This window comes from Fibrisoma montanum (assembly GCF_003583365.1).
Classification (GTDB): Bacteria; Bacteroidota; Bacteroidia; order Cytophagales; family Spirosomataceae; genus Fibrisoma; species Fibrisoma montanum.
Window position 1 is genome coordinate 300,741 of sequence record NZ_QXED01000006.1, and the last position, 16,787, is coordinate 317,527.

A 16,787-nucleotide genomic window follows, 5' to 3' on the forward strand; every position below is an offset into this window, starting at 1 on the left:
AGGCAGCGGTTACCGAAGTGTCGGAAAGGCTGACTCAACAGGCTAAAAATGGTCTCTGCGGGAGGCTAGTACAGCCACTTCACCGCTTTCTTCAACACGCCCGGTACGCCCTCCAGAATCCGGTCGACCCACACGTTCTTGTTGACGCGACTGGCCGTTGGGTACGGGTATATCTTGTTGAAGAAGTCGCCCGCGGTCAGTTTGTGCTGAACCGCCAGAATCAGTTCCTGGGCCAGTTCACCGGCGTTGGGTGCAATGACCGTTCCGCCGAAGATTTTGGTGCTGAACGGATTAATCGACTGGGGCTCCACGAACAGAATCATTCTGGCGTACTCGTAGTCTTCAACAACAGCCCGGTCGTCCTGAGCGAACTCGTAGACGATGCGTTCGAACGCGATGTCGCGTTTTTTAAGGTCCTCTTCCAGTAAGCCGAACGTAGCAATTTCGGGGTCTGTGAAGGTCACCCACGAGAAGTTATCATAGCTGAGTTTCTTGTCGAACGGTTTGCCGCCCGGACTAATCAGGTTCGTAATCAGCGTCGATGCGTGGAGTTCGGCCGCGTGGGAGAAGTATCGTGCCCCAGCCGGAGCGCCCGCGGCTGCATCACCGGCGGCAAACACGTGCGGGTTGGTCGTTTGCAGGTAATCGTTCAGCTTCAGCCGCCCTTTGTCGTCGAGGTCAATGCCGGCCGCGGGCAAGTTCAGGTCGTCGAAGCGGAACGTCCGGCCAATGGCTACCAGCACCACATCGAACGGCACCTGCTCGGTTTCGCCATCGGCAAGGGTCACTTCGGCTGTATGCGCATCCGTAAACGCCGTTACTTTAGCGCCTAGCCGGAACGTAATGCCTTCTTCCTCCAGCCGGTTTTGCAGAATGGCTGATGCGTCGGGCAACTCTTTACTCAGAATCCGGTCGTCGGAGCCAACCACCGTTACGTTGCTGCCCAGCCGCCGAAACGCCTGGCTCATTTCCATACCGATCGGCCCCGCCCCCACCACGAGCAGGCGTTTGGGCAGTTGGTCCAGTTCGAACAGGTTCTGGTGCGTGTACACGGTTACCTGCTCAACCCCAGGCACATTGAGTGTTTGCGGTAACGAACCTGTACAGAGCACAATATTTTTTGCGGACGTTCGCTCACCGTTCACCTCAATCTCCTGCGAGCCAACGAACCGGGCCGTGCCTAGCTCAACGTCCAGCCCTTCGGCCTTGCGGAAGTAAGCTGCGTTCTCGTGCGCCCGAATAATGTCCTGCCGCTCGCGGACGTACTGCATGACCGTAGCAAGGTCAATATCGCCGTCGACCTTCATGCCGAAACGGGTCGACTGCCGGGCCTGGTGCACCATCCGGCTGACGTGAATCAGGGCTTTGCTGGGTACGCAGCCGTCGTTGAGGCAATCGCCCCCGACGCGGTGGTCGTTCCGTTCAATCAGCAGGACGTCGAAGCCCAGCCGTTTCATGCCAATCGCGACGCTCAGGCCAGCCGAACCCGCCCCGATTACAATCAGGTCATAGTGTTGTTTCATGGTGGTCAGGTCGCTGGTGGGTCGTTTAATCCTTCTTAAAGTCCGCCAGCGTGCCGCGTATGGTGGTGTTCAGTTTGCTGTTATCAAAGGCTGCGTTACCGTCCTTGTCGATGATTTTGCAGCGGAACGTCACCAGAAACGGTGTGTTTTTCTTGTCAAACAGCATTTTAGGCAGCAGACTCAGCGACTGACCCGGTTTCACCGTAACGGGAAAGACAACGGGCGTGGTGGCCTGTTCCTTAATCAGGATTGGCTCCGGCTGACTACCTTCGGCTATTTCTTTGCCGTCAATCGAAACGGTGTAATGCGTATCGGTGATGTTGTAGGGAAACTTGTTTTTGTTCACCACGTTCACCTTAGCCGCTACATCGGTCTGCTTCAACCCCAGTTTACCAAAGTCGATATCTTCTACTTTGATTTCGGGGATGTAATATGTAGGCAGCCGTTTTTCGATGGTTTGCGTAAACGTTCGCTCGCCCAGAATCGGTACATCCAGATCAAACGCGGCCCGAACGCCGTAGGTCGTGCTGTCGATACCTTTTTCTTCCAGTGTTTTCAGTACCGTCGTCAGCTTTTTGCTGAGCAGCTTCATCGGCAAAGTAATGAGCGTGCTGTCGCCTGATTCAACTTCGATGGGTTTGCCGTACGTTTCCTCAATAATGGGCGTTTTGGCCATGTACACGGTGTACTTGAGGTTGTTCGCTTTAAAACCAACCGGCAACGGGTTGTCGATGAGCATCTTCACGTTCATGCTGATGACGTCGTCATCGATGTTGGTGATTTCCAGGGTGCTTACCTCCAGCCGGGGTTTCAGGGTGTCGTCATAGGCCCCTCCTTCAGCTTCAGCGTTGTTCTTCAGACGGTTATACCAAATATACGCGCCAATGCAACCTAAAAGCAGCAATCCAAGTGCTATTAACCATCCTTTTTTCATATCGCTGTCGCAAATGTGTCTATCGCTAAACTGACAGCAACGATGAAGGGTTATATTTTTTATATTGCTGTCTCCAATCACCCAATACGTTGCTCATGCTTGCCGAATCAGTTAAAAAGACCTATACGTTTGATGAGTACGAAGCGCTCGAACGAGCCGAAGGCGTGCGATATGAATTCTATGACGGCGAGGTTGTCGCAATGGCCGGTACCACCAAGCGGCATAATCTGATCGTTAACGCACTGTCAAGGCTTTTATATTCTTTTGCCCGACAAAAAGGATGTCAGGTGTACACAGAAAATGTCAGGCAGCAGCTCCGCACGGGCGAGCGGTACGTTTACCCGGACGTGATTTACACCTGCGATCCAACCGACCTGGCCAATGATACGGATACCATTGTTAAATCGCCCAGTTTACTAATCGAAGTCTTATCTGACTCAACAGAAACCAAGGACGCCCACGATAAACGGCTGGAGTATTTCAAGATTCCGTCGCTCCAATATTACATCATTATCTCGCAGCGTAGTCCACTGGTGGAGGTATATGAACGAGCAGTAGACTTCTGGAAATACCGCGTGTTCGAAGGCCCTGACGCTCAGTTTCAGCTTGAACTACTGGAAATTACGCTCACTCTTCGCGAGATTTACGAAGGCATCTACCAGGAGTAAGCCAGCTAAAACAAGGTGGGGTCAGGTTCTCAAACCTGACCCCACCTTGTTTTAGCTAACCAGCCAACTTATTTCATCTTCACGATCGTTACCCCGGCACCACCTCGGTCGGCGTGTTCATCTTCCATGCGGGCAACCTGTTTGTACGTCCGCAGGTGATTTCGCACGAGGTTCCGCAGTATGCCGTCACCTTTGCCGTGTACGACCCGCAGTTCGGGGTAACCCAGCATCAGGGCGTTGTCCATAAACCGGTCTACTTCGCCGAGGGCTTCTTCGCCCCGCTTCCCCCGGATGTCGAGGTTGAAGCTGAAGTTCATCATCTTCTCGTTCAGGTCGAGGTTACCGCCCACGCCACGTGGTTTTTCGTCGCTGGCAGTCGCTTCTTTGAACACCTTACGGCTTACTTTTTCCAGGCGGTTCAGCTTTATGTTCGATTTCAGATCGCCGATGCGGATTTCGGCATCTTTGCCCCGCAACGCCAGCACCTCGCCGATGGCATTCTGACCGTTGATCCGGACGTAGCTGCCGACGGTGATCTCACCGCCCGCCGTTTCGAATTCTTCCTGCTGCTGCGGCTTGTCAACCACCAGCGTTTCGGGCTTCAGTTCTTTCTGCTCGAACTGCTCCAGTTGCTGCCGGACCTGCCGGGTTGCGTCGCGTTCGGCTTTGTTTTCCTTAATCTCCCGGATGGTATTCTCGATCCGCTGATTTGCTTCCTGAACCAGTGCTTTGGCCTTCTGCTTGGCGTCGTTCAGCAGTTGCTTCTGCTCGTTGTCAAGCTTAGTTTTCAGCGCATTGTACTCGGCCAGCTGCTGGGCCAGTTTGCGCTGGTTGATGCTGACTTCCAGGTTCTTCTCCGCAAAAACGCGCTTTTCGATGTCCAGTTCCTTGAGCAGCTTTTCAAAATTAACCTGCTGCGTGCCCAGCTTCTCCTTCGCCCGGTCAACCACCGTTTTGGGCAAACCAATCTTGGAGGCAATCTCAAAGGCAAACGAGCTACCCGGCCGGCCAATTTCGAGGGCGTACAGGGGTTCCAGATGCTCACCGTCGAAGCGCATCGCTCCGTTGACCAGCCCCGGCGTTTTGTCCGCGAACAGCTTCAGGTTGGTGTAGTGGGTGTTGATCACGCCATAGGCTCCGGACTTGTTCAGGTCTTCGAGAATCGCTTCGGCAATGGCCCCGCCCAGCCCCGGCTCCGTACCCGTACCAAACTCGTCGATCAGAAACAGGGTCCGCTTGTTGGCCCCCACCAGAAACTGCTTCATGGCCGTCAGGTGCGAGCTGTACGTACTGAGGTCATTCTCCAGCGATTGCTCGTCACCAATGTCGATGAACAGGTTCTGAAACACGCCCATTTCCGAATGCTCCATCACAGGCACCAGCATGCCGCATTGCAGCATGTACTGCACCAGCCCAATGGTCTTCAGCGCTACCGACTTACCACCGGCGTTCGGACCGGAAATGATCAGAATGCGCTGCTTCTCGTCCAGCCGGACGCCGAGCGGTACTACGCTCTTGCCTTGCTTCTGAAAGGAAAGGTACAGCAGCGGATGGCAGGCATCGACCCAACTCACCAGGGGCCTGTTTTGCAGTTTTGGTAAGGTAGCGTTCAACTGCACCGCCAGCTTTGCCTTAGCGCGGATAAAGTCAATCTGCGCCAGAAAATTAACGGCTTTCTGCAACTCGGGCAGGTGCGGACGAACCTGATCCGTCAGGGCCAGCAGGATGCGGAAAATCTCGCGCCGTTCTTCATACTCCAGCTCGCGGATTTCGTTGTTGGCATCGAACACTTCGGCCGGTTCCAGAAACACGGTCTGCCCCGTCTGCGACTCGTCGTGCACAAAACCCTTGATCTTGCGCTTGTGCTCAGCCGCAATCGGAATCACCAGTCGACCGCCCCGTACCGTCAGGCTCAGGTCGTCAGGAATCCAGCCGTTTTGCCGGGCCTGCTTCAAAATACTATCCAGGCGTTTGCGCAGGTTGTTCTGCTCGGCAATGATCTGCCGCCGGATGCGGGCCAGCTCAGGGGAGGCTGAATCGCGGACATTGCCGCGGTCATCAATCACGCGCTCCAGGGCATCGGTCAGCTTCCGGTCAACGGCAACCGGCCCGGCCAGTTCTTTCAGGAACGGAAACGCCCCCTCCTCGTCCCGCTTTTCGAGAAAGCGCAGGCAATCCTGGATGGTACGCAGGGCCAGCTTGAGGTCAAAAAATTCGGCTTCGGTCAGGGCCAGGCCTTCGATACGAGCCCGGCTGAGCTGCGACCGAACGTCGATGTAATTCGATTGCGGAAAATCAGGCTCGTACTGAACAATCTGCTTGAACTCGGCCGTCTGGCGAAGCAGCTTATCGATCAGTTGAAAATTATCGGTAAAGCGAATCTTGTCGACGTAGTCCTGTCCCAGCGGGCTGACACAGGCCTCTTTCAAGCGTTCGCGAATGGCATCGAAACCTAACTTACTTTCTAATTTATCAGGGTAAAGCATCTAACAAAAGTATGGCGTAGCGGGGCCAGAATAGCCCACGTAATAAATAACGTTTTCGGCAAATCACTGGTTCGTCAGCATTAAAAAGCCTTTAGAAAAGAAGATACCAGACAGGACATTATAGTTTTTCAGTATGTTTGGGCATACTAAATCGCTATGGTAACTCGTCCATTTTTACCTTTTGTAACAGCCCTTGGGCTATTTGTTTTGAGTGTCAGCAGCTTAACCAGCTGCAAGCAGGGTCAGTCAGCCGATACGACTTCGGCAAACACCAGCGCCGGCGCGGTGGCCACCGCCGAAGGCTCCGCATCGGTCATTACGGCCGCCAACACTACTGAACCTGCGGCCACCCCGGTAACCGACCCGACAACGATCCCGGCCGAAAAGATTGCCGACCCGGCTACCATTCTGGGCCGTCAGCAGGTGCCTGTGCTTTGTTACCACCAGATCCGCGACTGGCGGCCCCGTGACTCGAAAAGTGCCAAGGATTACATCATGCCGCCGGCGCTGTTCAAGGAACAGATGCAGATGCTGGCCGACAGCGGTTATCACACCATCCTGCCCGATCAGTATTACGCGTACCTGACCACCGGTGCCCCGCTGCCATCAAAGCCCGTCATGATCACCTTCGACGACGGCGACCTCGACCAGTATACCGTAGCTGCCCCGATTCTGGAAAAGCACGGTTTTAAAGCCTCGTTCTTCATCATGACCGTAGCCATTGGTCGCAGGGGCTATCAGCCGTACATGGACAAGCAGCAGATCAAGGACCTGTCTGACCGCGGCCATACCATCGGTGCCCACACCTGGGACCATCACAATGTAAAGAAATACCAGGGCGACGACTGGAAAACCCAGATTGAAGAACCGAACCAGAAGCTAGAGTCAATCACGGGCAAACCCGTACGCTATTTTGCGTATCCCTTTGGCTTATGGAACGAGGCCGCCCTGCCGGAGCTCAAAAAACGGGGGTATCTGATGGCGTTTACGCTGGCCGAAAAAAAACGCGACCCGCAGCTACCGCTGCTGACCACCCGACGAATCATTGCCGGTGGCCCCTGGAGTGCTAAAACCCTCCATCGAAACATGGTAGGTAGTTTCCGGTAAGGTACGTCCTGCGCTAACTCCGCTAAACATTCTCAGTCAGTAATCGTTACAGAGTTGATATCATCTTGATCAACTACCTATTATTACAACGATTATGAAAAAGCTCATGATGCTGGCCGCTGCGCTGGTTTTCTCGGTAGCAGTCGCTACGGCTCAGGACGTTAAAGATAACGCCAAAGAAACTGGCCGCCAGGCAAAACGTACGGCAAAAGCCGCCGGCAACAAAGTTGAACGCGAAGCGGACGAAGCCGGTGACAAGATCTCGGACGCGGCTCAGGAAACCAGCCAGGACGTAAAGCGGGGTGCCAAAAAAGCAGGTCGGAAAATCGACCGGGCCGCTGAAAATACGAAAGAAGACGTAAAAGACGGCACAAACAAAGCCCTCGACAAAACCGACCGCAAGCTGAAAAAAGCGGAACGGAAACTCGACAATTCAAAATAAGTCAGCCAACGATCTGACTGCTATTCAGGATGCCACCGCTCGAAACAGCGGTGGCATTTTTGTGTAAAACCAGCGCCCGATGCAACGAAAAATAATACGCTCTGGTCTATACGTTGACATGATCCCATTTGTGGTGTTACTTTGAGGTATGAATGCATCCATTTCAGTATTATTGTTCGGGATCACCCGCGACATCACGGGTCAGTCGGCCGTATCGGTACCGTTAGCCGACGGAAATCGCGTGGGTGATCTGCTGCTACAGCTTCAGCAGCAGTACCCTCGCCTGGCCGACATCCGATCGCTGCTGGTAGCCGTCAACGGCGAATACGCTGAACCCGATACGGTCATCAACAGCCGGGACGAAGTAGCCCTGATTCCGCCCGTTAGTGGTGGTTAAGCCGGGCGTTGCCCCGGCCTGGATTGTGCCCGCTCCATCTGTTGCCTTTCACTCACTGACCCTTGTTAGCCATGATTGCCATTACGACCGACCCCATCGATGTTGCTTCAGCGCTCAAACTGCTGCAGGCCAGCGAAGCGGGGGCCATAGACCTGTTTCTGGGCGTTGTTCGCGATAATACGCAGGAGCGCCCCGTCGATCACCTTCAATACGAAGCCTACGACCGCATGGCAATCAGCGAAATGCAGAAAATTATGGACGAAGCCCACCAACGCTGGCAGTTGCTTCGCCACGTGGTTATTCACCGTAAGGGAACGCTTCGCATCGGCGAAATTGCCGTACTGATCGGAGTAGCTACACCGCACCGCGCCGACGCCTTCGACGCCACCCGCTACGTAATCGACACCATCAAGCAAACCGTTCCAATCTGGAAAAAGGAAATCTTTACCGATGGTGAGGTGTGGGTCAATGCCACACCGTAACGATTACTTGATACGGTACGTGCCTGCAATCGGGTAGTGATCCGAGTAGCGCACGTAATTGATGGTTTCGAAATCGACCGCATCGAAGTGCTGCGGATCAAAGAACTGGTAGTCGATCCGGATAAAGCCCGGCGGGCGGTTATACGTAAAGCCAAACCCACTGCCGGCAGCCTCGAAGCTGTTGCGTAATATCCGACGCAACCGCTCATACACGACGCTGTAGGGCGTATCGTTGTGGTCGCCGGTCACGATTACCGGAAACTCACTTTCGGTGATGTGACGCTCGACCTTACGAACCTGTTCACGACGCTCCATAAAGCCGAACCGCAGGGCGCTCAGAATACCCCGGGTTTCCTGTTTCACCCCCGTCAGTTCGTCCTGCCGAAGCACCTTACCCACCCTGATTCCCATCGAGTGCAGGTGTACATTGATGATCCGGATCGTGTCGTTACCGACCTTGATGTTGGCCCAAACCAATCCGTTCCGGCCATTAAAAATTTCCCGCCCCGAGTGAATGATCGGGTATTTTGAAAAGATCGCGACGCCAACGTCGCCATAATCTGTGCCGAGCAGTTCGGGATACAGGACTACCGAATGCTCGTAGCCCGCGTTCCGCAACCGGCGGACCATGTTATACTCGGGCAGTGTGGTAGACGAACAGAACTCCTGAAAACACTTGATTGGCGCATCGTAGCGCAGCACATAGTTGAGGGTTCGGCGAATAGGGGGCGAACTCCGGTGGCGTGACCAGTAATCGCTGAGGTTGAACATCCCTACGTTGTAACTGAACACTTTAATAACCGGATGATCGGGCGTTGATACGGCAGCGTCGCCCGCCGGCTGATGCCACTGGAAGGTCCGCTGCCCGAACAGAATAATGCCCAGGATCAAAACCAGGCCCGACAGCCAGCTTCGCCAGGGTCGGGTAGCCAGCCAGAAAAACACCACAATCAGGTTAAAAACCCAGACTACCGGCAGGGTGATCATGATCATTCCGGCCGACCAATGTTCAACCGGAAGCTTGTATAAAAGCCAGTAAGCCAGTAGCGTATATAAAACCAGTAGCAGATTGAACGACCAGAACAGCGATCGAAAAAAATACGCAATAAGCTCCCCAACTCGAAAACGCATCAGTAATCGTACGTTTGGCATCAGACCTCACCGACGCACACAAGCCCAAAAGTACGGCATAATTAACAGAAACGTACAATTATCCCGAATCAGCCCCCTGAATACAACCACCATACGGCCTGATGGTATCCTCTACAACGCTTTGACGGGCGGCTGCTCCTGCGGGTAGGCGTCTGGTATCGGCGCGTTTGCAATTCGCTTGTAAATCTGCTATATTTGCAACCGTAATAGGTTTTTCTGTTAAGTAAGCAAGGGAGTCGCACTCCCTTTTTTGTTAGCCCTACTGCATGGATGACAAAACGCGTATTGCGGAGTTGATTCAGCCGTATTTACAAAACGGCCAGTTTTACATTGTAGATTGTCAGGTAGCCGGTCGCCAGGGTGGCCGTATTAAAGTGACCATCCTGCTGGACAGCGACACGGGGATTACGATTGACGAGTGCGTTGATATCAGCCGCCGATTCGGGGCGCAGCTCGACGAAACCGACCTGTTCGACGGAGCGCCTTTTACGTTAGAAATTTCGTCGCCGGGTGTAGACCATCCGCTGACGTTTCCACGCCAGTACCGACGGAATGTCGGCCGACGCCTGAAACTGACCCTTACTGACGGTACGACCCGAAACGGCGTACTCGACTCGGTTGCCGATGATCATATTATTTTGACCATCACACCGGAGCAGAAATCCAAAACGCAGAAAAAGAAGGAAGCTAAGCTTGGCATTGAAGAACTAACCGGCCCCGTGCCGATTCGCTTCGACGCGATTCAGAAAGCAAACGTAGAACTATCATTCAAATGAGTCAGCCAGCCGGTGAAACCTTTATAACCTATCCGCCCGGCCACTGACTGATCAACTGATTAACTTGCAAACTACCATGACCAGTGGATTACTGATCGAATCATTCGCGGACTTTGCCCGGTCTAAAAATATTGACCGGCCCACCATGATCGCCATACTGGAGGACGTGTTCAGAACGATGATCCGCAAAAAGTTCGGCACCGATGAAAACTTCGACGTAATCATCAACGCCGAAAGTGGCGACCTTGAAATGTGGCGCACCCGTGAGATTGTCGATGATAACTCGGAGGATATCTGGGATTATGACAAAATTCCTCTTGCCGAAGCCCGCAAAATTCAGGACGACTTCGAAGTCGGCGAACAGGTGGCCGAAGAGGTGAAACTGGAAGATTTTGGCCGGCGGGTGGTGCAAACAGCCCGTCAGACACTCATCCAGAAAATCAAGGACTTAGAAAAGGAGTTACTGTACCAGAAATACAAGGACCAGGTTGGAGATCTGATCACCGCCGAAGTCTATCAGTTACTCAAGCACGAAATTATTCTGGTCGACCCTGAGAATAACGAACTAAGTTTGCCGCGTACCGAGCAGATTTCGAAGGATCGGTACCGGAAAGGCGAAACCATCAAAGCCGTCGTGAGCCGCGTGGAAATGATCAACGGATCGCCCAAGATCATTCTGTCCCGCACGTCGCCGGTCTTTCTGGAGCGGCTGTTCGAGATTGAAGTTCCCGAAATCTACGACGGTCTGATCTCCATCCGGAAGATCGTCCGCGAACCGGGCGAACGGGCCAAGGTAGCCGTAGAATCCTACGACGACCGGATCGACCCTGTAGGTGCCTGCGTGGGTATGAAAGGCTCCCGGATTCACGGCATCGTTCGTGAACTGGGTAACGAAAACATCGACGTAATCAACTATACCGAAAACCTCGAACTGCTCATCAGCCGGGCCCTCAGCCCTGCCAAGATCAGTTCGATGCAGATCGACCGGGAAGCCAAACGCGTTTCGGTGTTTCTGAAACCCGATCAGGTGTCGCTCGCTATTGGTAAAGGGGGGCAGAACATTAAGCTGGCGGGTCGGTTAGTGGATATGGAAATCGACGTATTCCGCGACAATGAAGGCCAGGAAGACGACGAAGACGTTGACCTGTCGGAATTTACTGACGAAATTGACGAGTGGATGATCGACGAACTGCGCCGGGTAGGTCTCGATACGGCGAAGAGCGTACTGGCACTGAACCGCGACGAACTTGTTCGCCGGACGGACCTCGAAGAAGATACCGTCGACGAAATCCTGAGCATTCTGCGCCGGGAATTCGAGTAACTTTCAGGTGCCGGATGGCGATCAGCCCGATGGCCGTCAGCATCCTCAACCTGGGGTCAACGACTGCCATCGGGCAGCCTGCGGCCATTTTAATGACTACGTGGGATTTTTATTTAACAAACCGGTGTTCTTAGGATACCAACAAGCATTAAATTTGCCGAACATAAACCGAATTTATGGCAGAAGATAAGTCAATGCGCCTTAGCCAAGTGGCAAAAATCCTCAACAAAGGTATTTCCTCTGTTGTAGGTAGTCTGTCTGCCAAAGGGTTCAAGGTTGATAGTAATCCCAACACCAAAATCAACGCAGAGCAGTTGGAGGTGTTGGCGAAGGAATACAAATCCAATGAACTCCTGACCGGAGCTCGCCGTTCCGAATCGTCGGTTGCGGTCGCCGAGCCACCGCGCCGTAAGGAGGAGGATGTTATATTGTACCGTCGTGATGACGCAGGTCGTCCTATTGTGGACACTCCCAAACCCGAAGCATCAAAACCAGCGGAAACGCCACGGCCCTCTACTCCACAGCCAGCCACACCGTCTACCCAGTCTGTAGGAACGGGACTTCCTGGTCTTAAAGTAGTTGGCAAAATTGATCTGAACGCCCGACCAGGGACATCATCGTCTCAACCTGCGCCGGAGCAGCCTAAGGTAGTCTCTCCGCAGCCTGCCCCCGCGCCGACTGTTGAACGTACCCGTCCCACGGAGCCGGTCGCTCCGCCAAAGCCGGCCCCTACGGTACCTGCAGCAACTCCCCCCCAGGCGGAAGTTGCTAAACCCGTAGAGAAGCCGCAGCCTGCTCCGGTTCAACCGCAGCCGGTTGCTGTAACACCACCGGCTCCACCGAAACCGGTTGAAACACCGAAACCCGAAGCACCCCAGCCGGTTGCTGCGCAGCCAGTTGCCCGTCCGGAAGAAAAACCGGCAGCTCCGGTTGAAAATCGGCAGCCCGCTGCTCAACAGCCTGCTCAGCCGACACCAACGCCACAGCAGCCGGGCAATCAGCAGCGAACTCAGCCGACTGGTAATGCACCCCAGGAACGGCGCGATGACCGCCGGGATGGCCAGCGTCCTCACGGACAAGCCGACCGCCCCGCTAATCAGTCGAACCGCCCGGCCAATCAGCAGAATCAGCCCCGGCCGGAGCAAAACCGTCCGCGCGAGGAGCGTACCCCTACGCCCCCTGCCGCCCCCGTTACTGATTCCGACGAAACGAGCGTAGAACCTGAAACGATTCGGGCCGCCGGAAGCCATCAGCTCGGTGGATTGAAGATTCTAGGTAAGATTGAATTACCGGTAAATAACCCGCGTCAGGGCGGAGGCAACAGTGCCGAAGACCGTAAGAAGAAGCGCAAGCGGATTCGCGGTCGCGAAGGCGCTGTTGGTGGTACCGGCCAGCCTAACCAACCGGGTACACCGCGCGAAGGCGGTCAGCCACAGGGCCAGGGTGGCAACAATTTCCGGAATGACCGAAATGACCGCGGCCCCCGCGAAGGTGGTCAGCGGGATGGTGCTCCGCGGGAAGCTCGCGATGGGCAGGGTCAGAACCAGGGAGATCGTAATCAGGCACCCGCCAACCGCAACACCAATCCAAATCAGCAAGGCCAGGGTGGCGGTGGTAACAACACCAATAACCGCAACCAGGGACAAGGTGGCGGAGGCCGGAGTAATACGAATACAAACAACCGCCCGGGTCAGGGTGGTGGAAATAACGCCAATCGGGGTGGTACAGGCCGCGACAACAACCGTCGCGACCGCCGGGAAGCTCCTTCAGAAGCCGACGTACGGGCAAGTATCCGGGCTACCAACGCCCGGATGGCCGGCAACCAGCCTAACCGCGGTGCCGACCGTCGTCGGGATCGCCGGAATGAACGTGCCGAACGGAGCCGTCTGCTCGATGAACAGGAACAACTCGAAGCAAAAACGCTGAAAGTAACCGAGTTTGTTTCAGCCAACGACCTGGCGTCGCTGATGAGCGTATCGGTGAACGAAGTCATCTCGGTGTGTCTGAACCTGGGTATGTTCGTGTCGATTAACCAGCGACTCGATGCCGAAGCCATTACGGTAATTGCCGACGAATTTGGTTTCGACGTACAGTTTGTCTCGGCTGAAGACGAAACCGAAGCGGGTGTCGACGTTGAAGCTGACGATCCGCAAGATCTGGCACCACGAGCCCCGATCGTGACCATCATGGGTCACGTTGACCACGGTAAAACGTCTTTGCTTGACTACATCCGCCGGGCGAAAGTGGCCGCCGGTGAAGCCGGTGGTATTACGCAGCACATTGGTGCGTACAGCGTGAAAACCGCCGACGACCGCATGATTACTTTCCTCGATACGCCTGGTCACGAAGCGTTTACGGCCATGCGTGCCCGCGGTGCGAAAGTAACAGACGTTGTTATTATCGTGATTGCGGCCGACGACAGTGTCATGCCACAAACCCGGGAAGCTATCAATCACGCTCAGGTAGCCGGCGTTCCGATTGTGTTTGCCTTTTCGAAGGTGGATAAGCCGGGTGCCGATGCCGAAAAGATTCGTCAGGAACTGGCCACAATGAACCTCCTCGTTGAAGAGTGGGGTGGTAAATACCAGGCTCAGGAAATTTCGTCGAAATCCGGTATGGGTGTAGACGATCTGCTGGAGAAAGTCCTGCTCGAAGCCGAACTGCTCGAACTGAAAGCTAACCCGAGTCGTCGGGCGCTGGGTACGGTTATCGAAGCCTCGCTCGACAAGGGTCGTGGATACGTCTCGACGGTGCTGGTTGAAAACGGTACGCTCCGCCAGGGCGATATCATGCTCGTGGGTGCCCATTACGGACGCATCCGGGCTATGACCAACGACCGTGGCGAACGGATCAAGGAAGCCGGTCCGGCAACTCCCGTCCAGATTCTGGGTCTGCCCGGCGCACCACAGGCCGGCGACAAGTTCAACGTGATGGAAACGGAGCGCGAAGCCCGCGAGATTGCGAACAAGCGCGAGCAACTGCTGCGTGAGCAGACGTTACGTACCCGCAAGCACATCACGCTCGAAGAAATTGGCCGCCGGAAAGCGATCGGTAGCTTCAAGGAGTTGAACGTGATTGTGAAAGGTGACGTGGACGGATCCGTCGAAGCCCTCTCCGATTCACTGTTGCAGCTGTCGACGGAAGAAGTTCAGGTGAACATCATTCACAAGGCCGTTGGTCAGATTTCGGAATCGGATATTCTGCTGGCTTCCGCATCAGACGCCATCATTGTCGGCTTCCAGGTACGTCCGTCGGCCAACGCTCGTCGTCTGGCAGAACAGGAGCAGATCGAGATTCGTCTGTACTCGATTATCTACGACGCCATCAACGAGGTGAAGGACGCCATGGAAGGTCTGTTGGCACCGACAACCGAGGAGGTGATCACAGGTAACATTGAGGTTCGCGATGTGTTCAAGATCAGCAAGGTGGGTACGGTAGCCGGCTGTTACGTAACAGAAGGGACCATCAAGCGGAACAACAAGATTCGGGTGATCCGCGACTTCATCGTGATCCATACCGGCGAAATCAGCGCCCTGAAACGCTTCAAGGACGACGTTGGTGAAGTACGGTCGGGCTACGAGTGTGGTCTGAGTGTCAAAAACTTCAACGACATCGAAGTAGGCGATACGATCGAAGCCTTTGAAATCAAAGAAGTGAAGCGTACGTTGTAAGACAACGTTCTACATACCACTAGTTTACAGCCCTCCGGACTTCGAGTCTGGAGGGCTTTTTTATGCCGATTGTCTAGCCGTCAAACCGATACTCCGATTTTTCAATACCGCCCGATTTCCACGAATACATTTGTGTCACTATCTTACACAGCGTTACGTTAACCTAAACCATGACAGCATACCGACCCGGTTTGCACCTCCTGTCAACCTTTTCGTCTTCGCCGGAGCGCCTGAGCGATGCCGCTGCCTGCCGGGCCGCGTTCGATCAACTCATTGACGTTCTGGAGCTCAACAAGGTTGGCGAGGCCTATCACATCTTTCCGAACGGCGGGTTCACAGCCGTGGTTTGCCTGACGGAGTCGCACGTATCGATTCATACCTGGCCGGAACTGAGCCTGGCAACCTTCGACGTCTTTCTGTCAAACTACCTGCGCGACAACTCGGCCAAAACCCGCCGGTTCTACGCCGATGTACTGACGTATTTCGCGGCCACCGAACTTTCTAAACAGGAACTTACGCGATGACAGAAGCCGTTCCTTCCGGTCAGACTCCCCAGTCGGCCACGCTCCACTGCCCCGGGTGTCAGTCTGCAATTACGTACTACGACGTAAAGAACAGTTCATTTTACGGCTGCCCGACCTGCCACACCTTTTTCGAGTATGCCTACGAAGGGCCACCTAAAGTAATGGCCACCTTCGCCGGCACGACGACACTCATTCCCATACCCATCGGGACCGAAGGTTATCTGGAAGGTCAGTTTATGCGGGTGGTTGGGTTTATGCGTAAAAAAGAAGCCTCAGCTCCCTACGAGTGGACTGAATACATGTTGTTGCGGCAAAACGGCCAGTATGCCCAGTTAGCTGAGTACAATGGCCACTGGATGTATATTGAACCGACGAACAAAACATATACCGAATACCACACCACCGGAAACGCGTATTACGTCGATACGGAGCAACGTCAGTATCGGCTTTACAACCGGTATCAGGTAACTTTACTGGATGCTGCCGGCGAATTTGACTGGAACATCCTTACTGATGAACAATTAACTATTTCTGAATATATACATCCCCCTTTTATGCTCATCGGCGAGCAGGCAAAGGCTCACTCCGACTGGTACGTCGCCCACTACGTTCAGCACACCGACCTGATCAAGGCTTTTGCTCTTGCTGCCGACGCCTTGCCAACCCCGTATGGCGTGGGGGCCATTCAACCGGCCGATCCGAAAGGGCGCTGGGATGCGTTGCTGTCCTTTACGGGTATGGCCGTTGTACTGGTGTTGCTGATTCAGGCGGTTATCAGTTTTAGTCGGCCGCCCCGGCAGGTATTCAGCGCTTCGTACCAGACCGAGCCGACACAGGATTCTGCTTCGGCCGGCTTCAAGCCTATCATAACGCCCTCGTTTCCGGTCGACGGTCCTACAATCCTGAGCATTGATCTACGCGCCGTACTGGATAACCAGTGGCTTGAACTACCCATGTCGCTGATTAATGAACAGACAGGTAAAACGTACGAGTGTACGAAAGCGCTGGAGTATTATTCTGGCCGTGAAGGCGGAGAAAACTGGTCAGAAGGCAGCCGAACTGATGAGGCTGTGCTGTCGCGTATACCATCCGGACGCTATCACCTGAACATCTACCCGGCCACGGCCCCTGGCAGTACCGTTTCATTTAAGGTGTCGGTCAAACAAAACCCAATGATGTGGTCCAACCTGATTATTCTTCTGCTACTGCTCAGCCTGTATCCGGTGATTCTCTACTGGCGTCGGCAGTGGTATGAACAAAGCCGTTGGACCAACAGCGATTTTTCGGACATAGAAGACAACTAA

The 16,787-nt window shown here is 54.4% G+C and carries 14 protein-coding genes; 10 read left to right on the plus strand and 4 right to left on the minus strand.

The genetic code is table 11. From position 1 onward, the window contains the following. Nucleotides 1-65: 65 nt before the first annotated feature. Complete coding sequence (locus DYU11_RS21335; protein ID WP_119669753.1) at nucleotides 66-1,523, minus strand: dihydrolipoyl dehydrogenase family protein; 1,458 nt, start codon at nucleotides 1,521-1,523, stop codon at nucleotides 66-68. Nucleotides 1,524-1,548: 25 nt separating this feature from the next. After that, nucleotides 1,549-2,457, minus strand: a complete 909-nt coding sequence (locus DYU11_RS21340) for an LEA/WHy family protein (protein WP_119669754.1) — start codon at nucleotides 2,455-2,457, stop codon at nucleotides 1,549-1,551. Between the two features lie 95 nt (nucleotides 2,458-2,552). Between DYU11_RS21340 and DYU11_RS21345 the strand changes: the two genes are divergently transcribed. After that, the gene (locus DYU11_RS21345) at nucleotides 2,553-3,125 is read left to right on the plus strand and encodes a Uma2 family endonuclease (RefSeq protein WP_119669755.1); all 573 of its coding nucleotides are present in this window, start codon (nucleotides 2,553-2,555) and stop codon (nucleotides 3,123-3,125) included. Nucleotides 3,126-3,193: 68 nt separating this feature from the next. On the opposite strand, the gene DYU11_RS21350 is transcribed toward DYU11_RS21345, so the two are convergent. After that, nucleotides 3,194-5,611, minus strand: a complete 2,418-nt coding sequence (locus tag DYU11_RS21350) for an endonuclease MutS2 (protein ID WP_119669756.1) — start codon at nucleotides 5,609-5,611, stop codon at nucleotides 3,194-3,196. Between the two features lie 156 nt (nucleotides 5,612-5,767). Here DYU11_RS21350 and DYU11_RS21355 point away from each other — a divergent pair, with 156 nt between their 5' ends. The 4 genes from DYU11_RS21355 (at nucleotide 5,768) to DYU11_RS21370 (ending at nucleotide 8,039) form a co-directional block, all read left to right on the plus strand. Beyond that, entirely contained in the window at nucleotides 5,768-6,718 is a 951-nt protein-coding gene (locus tag DYU11_RS21355; protein WP_119669757.1) for a polysaccharide deacetylase family protein, read from the plus strand. Between the two features lie 94 nt (nucleotides 6,719-6,812). Then, entirely contained in the window at nucleotides 6,813-7,160 is a 348-nt protein-coding gene (locus tag DYU11_RS21360) for a hypothetical protein (RefSeq protein WP_119669758.1), read from the plus strand. Nucleotides 7,161-7,308: 148 nt separating this feature from the next. Next, complete coding sequence (moaD, locus tag DYU11_RS21365) at nucleotides 7,309-7,557, plus strand: molybdopterin converting factor subunit 1 (RefSeq protein WP_119669759.1); 249 nt, start codon at nucleotides 7,309-7,311, stop codon at nucleotides 7,555-7,557. Between the two features lie 71 nt (nucleotides 7,558-7,628). Then, entirely contained in the window at nucleotides 7,629-8,039 is a 411-nt protein-coding gene (locus DYU11_RS21370) for a molybdenum cofactor biosynthesis protein MoaE (RefSeq protein WP_119669760.1), read from the plus strand. A 3-nt stretch (nucleotides 8,040-8,042) separates the two neighbouring features. Here the strand turns inward: DYU11_RS21370 and DYU11_RS21375 are convergent, their stop codons facing one another. Then, nucleotides 8,043-9,170, minus strand: coding sequence for an endonuclease/exonuclease/phosphatase family protein (locus DYU11_RS21375; RefSeq protein WP_119669761.1), 1,128 nt, complete (start codon nucleotides 9,168-9,170; stop codon nucleotides 8,043-8,045). A gap of 287 nt (nucleotides 9,171-9,457) precedes the next feature. On the opposite strand from DYU11_RS21375, the gene rimP reads away from it, so the two are divergent. The 5 genes from rimP to DYU11_RS21400 all read left to right on the plus strand — a co-directional run bounded on the left by rimP (nucleotide 9,458) and on the right by DYU11_RS21400 (nucleotide 16,787). Beyond that, nucleotides 9,458-9,967 (plus strand): ribosome maturation factor RimP, encoded by a 510-nt coding sequence (gene rimP, locus DYU11_RS21380; RefSeq protein WP_119669762.1) that lies wholly within the window; start codon nucleotides 9,458-9,460, stop codon nucleotides 9,965-9,967. Nucleotides 9,968-10,043: 76 nt separating this feature from the next. Beyond that, nucleotides 10,044-11,288 (plus strand): transcription termination factor NusA, encoded by a 1,245-nt coding sequence (nusA, locus tag DYU11_RS21385; RefSeq protein ID WP_119669763.1) that lies wholly within the window; start codon nucleotides 10,044-10,046, stop codon nucleotides 11,286-11,288. A 176-nt stretch (nucleotides 11,289-11,464) separates the two neighbouring features. Beyond that, complete coding sequence (infB, locus tag DYU11_RS21390) at nucleotides 11,465-14,959, plus strand: translation initiation factor IF-2 (RefSeq protein WP_119669764.1); 3,495 nt, start codon at nucleotides 11,465-11,467, stop codon at nucleotides 14,957-14,959. Between the two features lie 170 nt (nucleotides 14,960-15,129). Continuing rightward, a complete protein-coding gene (locus DYU11_RS21395) occupies nucleotides 15,130-15,483 on the plus strand; it encodes an S-adenosylmethionine decarboxylase family protein (protein WP_119669765.1) in 354 nt (117 codons plus the stop codon). Beyond that, nucleotides 15,480-16,787, plus strand: coding sequence for a DUF4178 domain-containing protein (locus DYU11_RS21400; RefSeq protein WP_119669766.1), 1,308 nt, complete (start codon nucleotides 15,480-15,482; stop codon nucleotides 16,785-16,787). Before DYU11_RS21395 ends, DYU11_RS21400 begins: the two co-directional genes overlap by 4 nt.

Excerpts from the sequence above, each read along its gene's own strand:
- DYU11_RS21400 (WP_119669766.1), top strand. The coding sequence starts at position 15,480 with ATGACAGAAGCCGTTCCTTCCGGTCAGACTCCCCAGTCGGCCACGCTC.
- DYU11_RS21345 (WP_119669755.1), top strand. The coding sequence starts at position 2,553 with ATGCTTGCCGAATCAGTTAAAAAGACCTATACGTTTGATGAGTACGAA.
- DYU11_RS21375 (WP_119669761.1), bottom strand. The coding sequence starts at position 9,170 with ATGCGTTTTCGAGTTGGGGAGCTTATTGCGTATTTTTTTCGATCGCTG.
- DYU11_RS21360 (WP_119669758.1), top strand. The coding sequence starts at position 6,813 with ATGAAAAAGCTCATGATGCTGGCCGCTGCGCTGGTTTTCTCGGTAGCA.
- nusA (WP_119669763.1), top strand. The coding sequence starts at position 10,044 with ATGACCAGTGGATTACTGATCGAATCATTCGCGGACTTTGCCCGGTCT.
- DYU11_RS21350 (WP_119669756.1), bottom strand. The coding sequence starts at position 5,611 with ATGCTTTACCCTGATAAATTAGAAAGTAAGTTAGGTTTCGATGCCATT.
- DYU11_RS21355 (WP_119669757.1), top strand. The coding sequence starts at position 5,768 with ATGGTAACTCGTCCATTTTTACCTTTTGTAACAGCCCTTGGGCTATTT.
- DYU11_RS21395 (WP_119669765.1), top strand. The coding sequence starts at position 15,130 with ATGACAGCATACCGACCCGGTTTGCACCTCCTGTCAACCTTTTCGTCT.
- rimP (WP_119669762.1), top strand. The coding sequence starts at position 9,458 with ATGGATGACAAAACGCGTATTGCGGAGTTGATTCAGCCGTATTTACAA.
- DYU11_RS21335 (WP_119669753.1), bottom strand. The coding sequence starts at position 1,523 with ATGAAACAACACTATGACCTGATTGTAATCGGGGCGGGTTCGGCTGGC.
- moaD (WP_119669759.1), top strand. The coding sequence starts at position 7,309 with ATGAATGCATCCATTTCAGTATTATTGTTCGGGATCACCCGCGACATC.
- DYU11_RS21340 (WP_119669754.1), bottom strand. The coding sequence starts at position 2,457 with ATGAAAAAAGGATGGTTAATAGCACTTGGATTGCTGCTTTTAGGTTGC.
- DYU11_RS21370 (WP_119669760.1), top strand. The coding sequence starts at position 7,629 with ATGATTGCCATTACGACCGACCCCATCGATGTTGCTTCAGCGCTCAAA.
- infB (WP_119669764.1), top strand. The coding sequence starts at position 11,465 with ATGGCAGAAGATAAGTCAATGCGCCTTAGCCAAGTGGCAAAAATCCTC.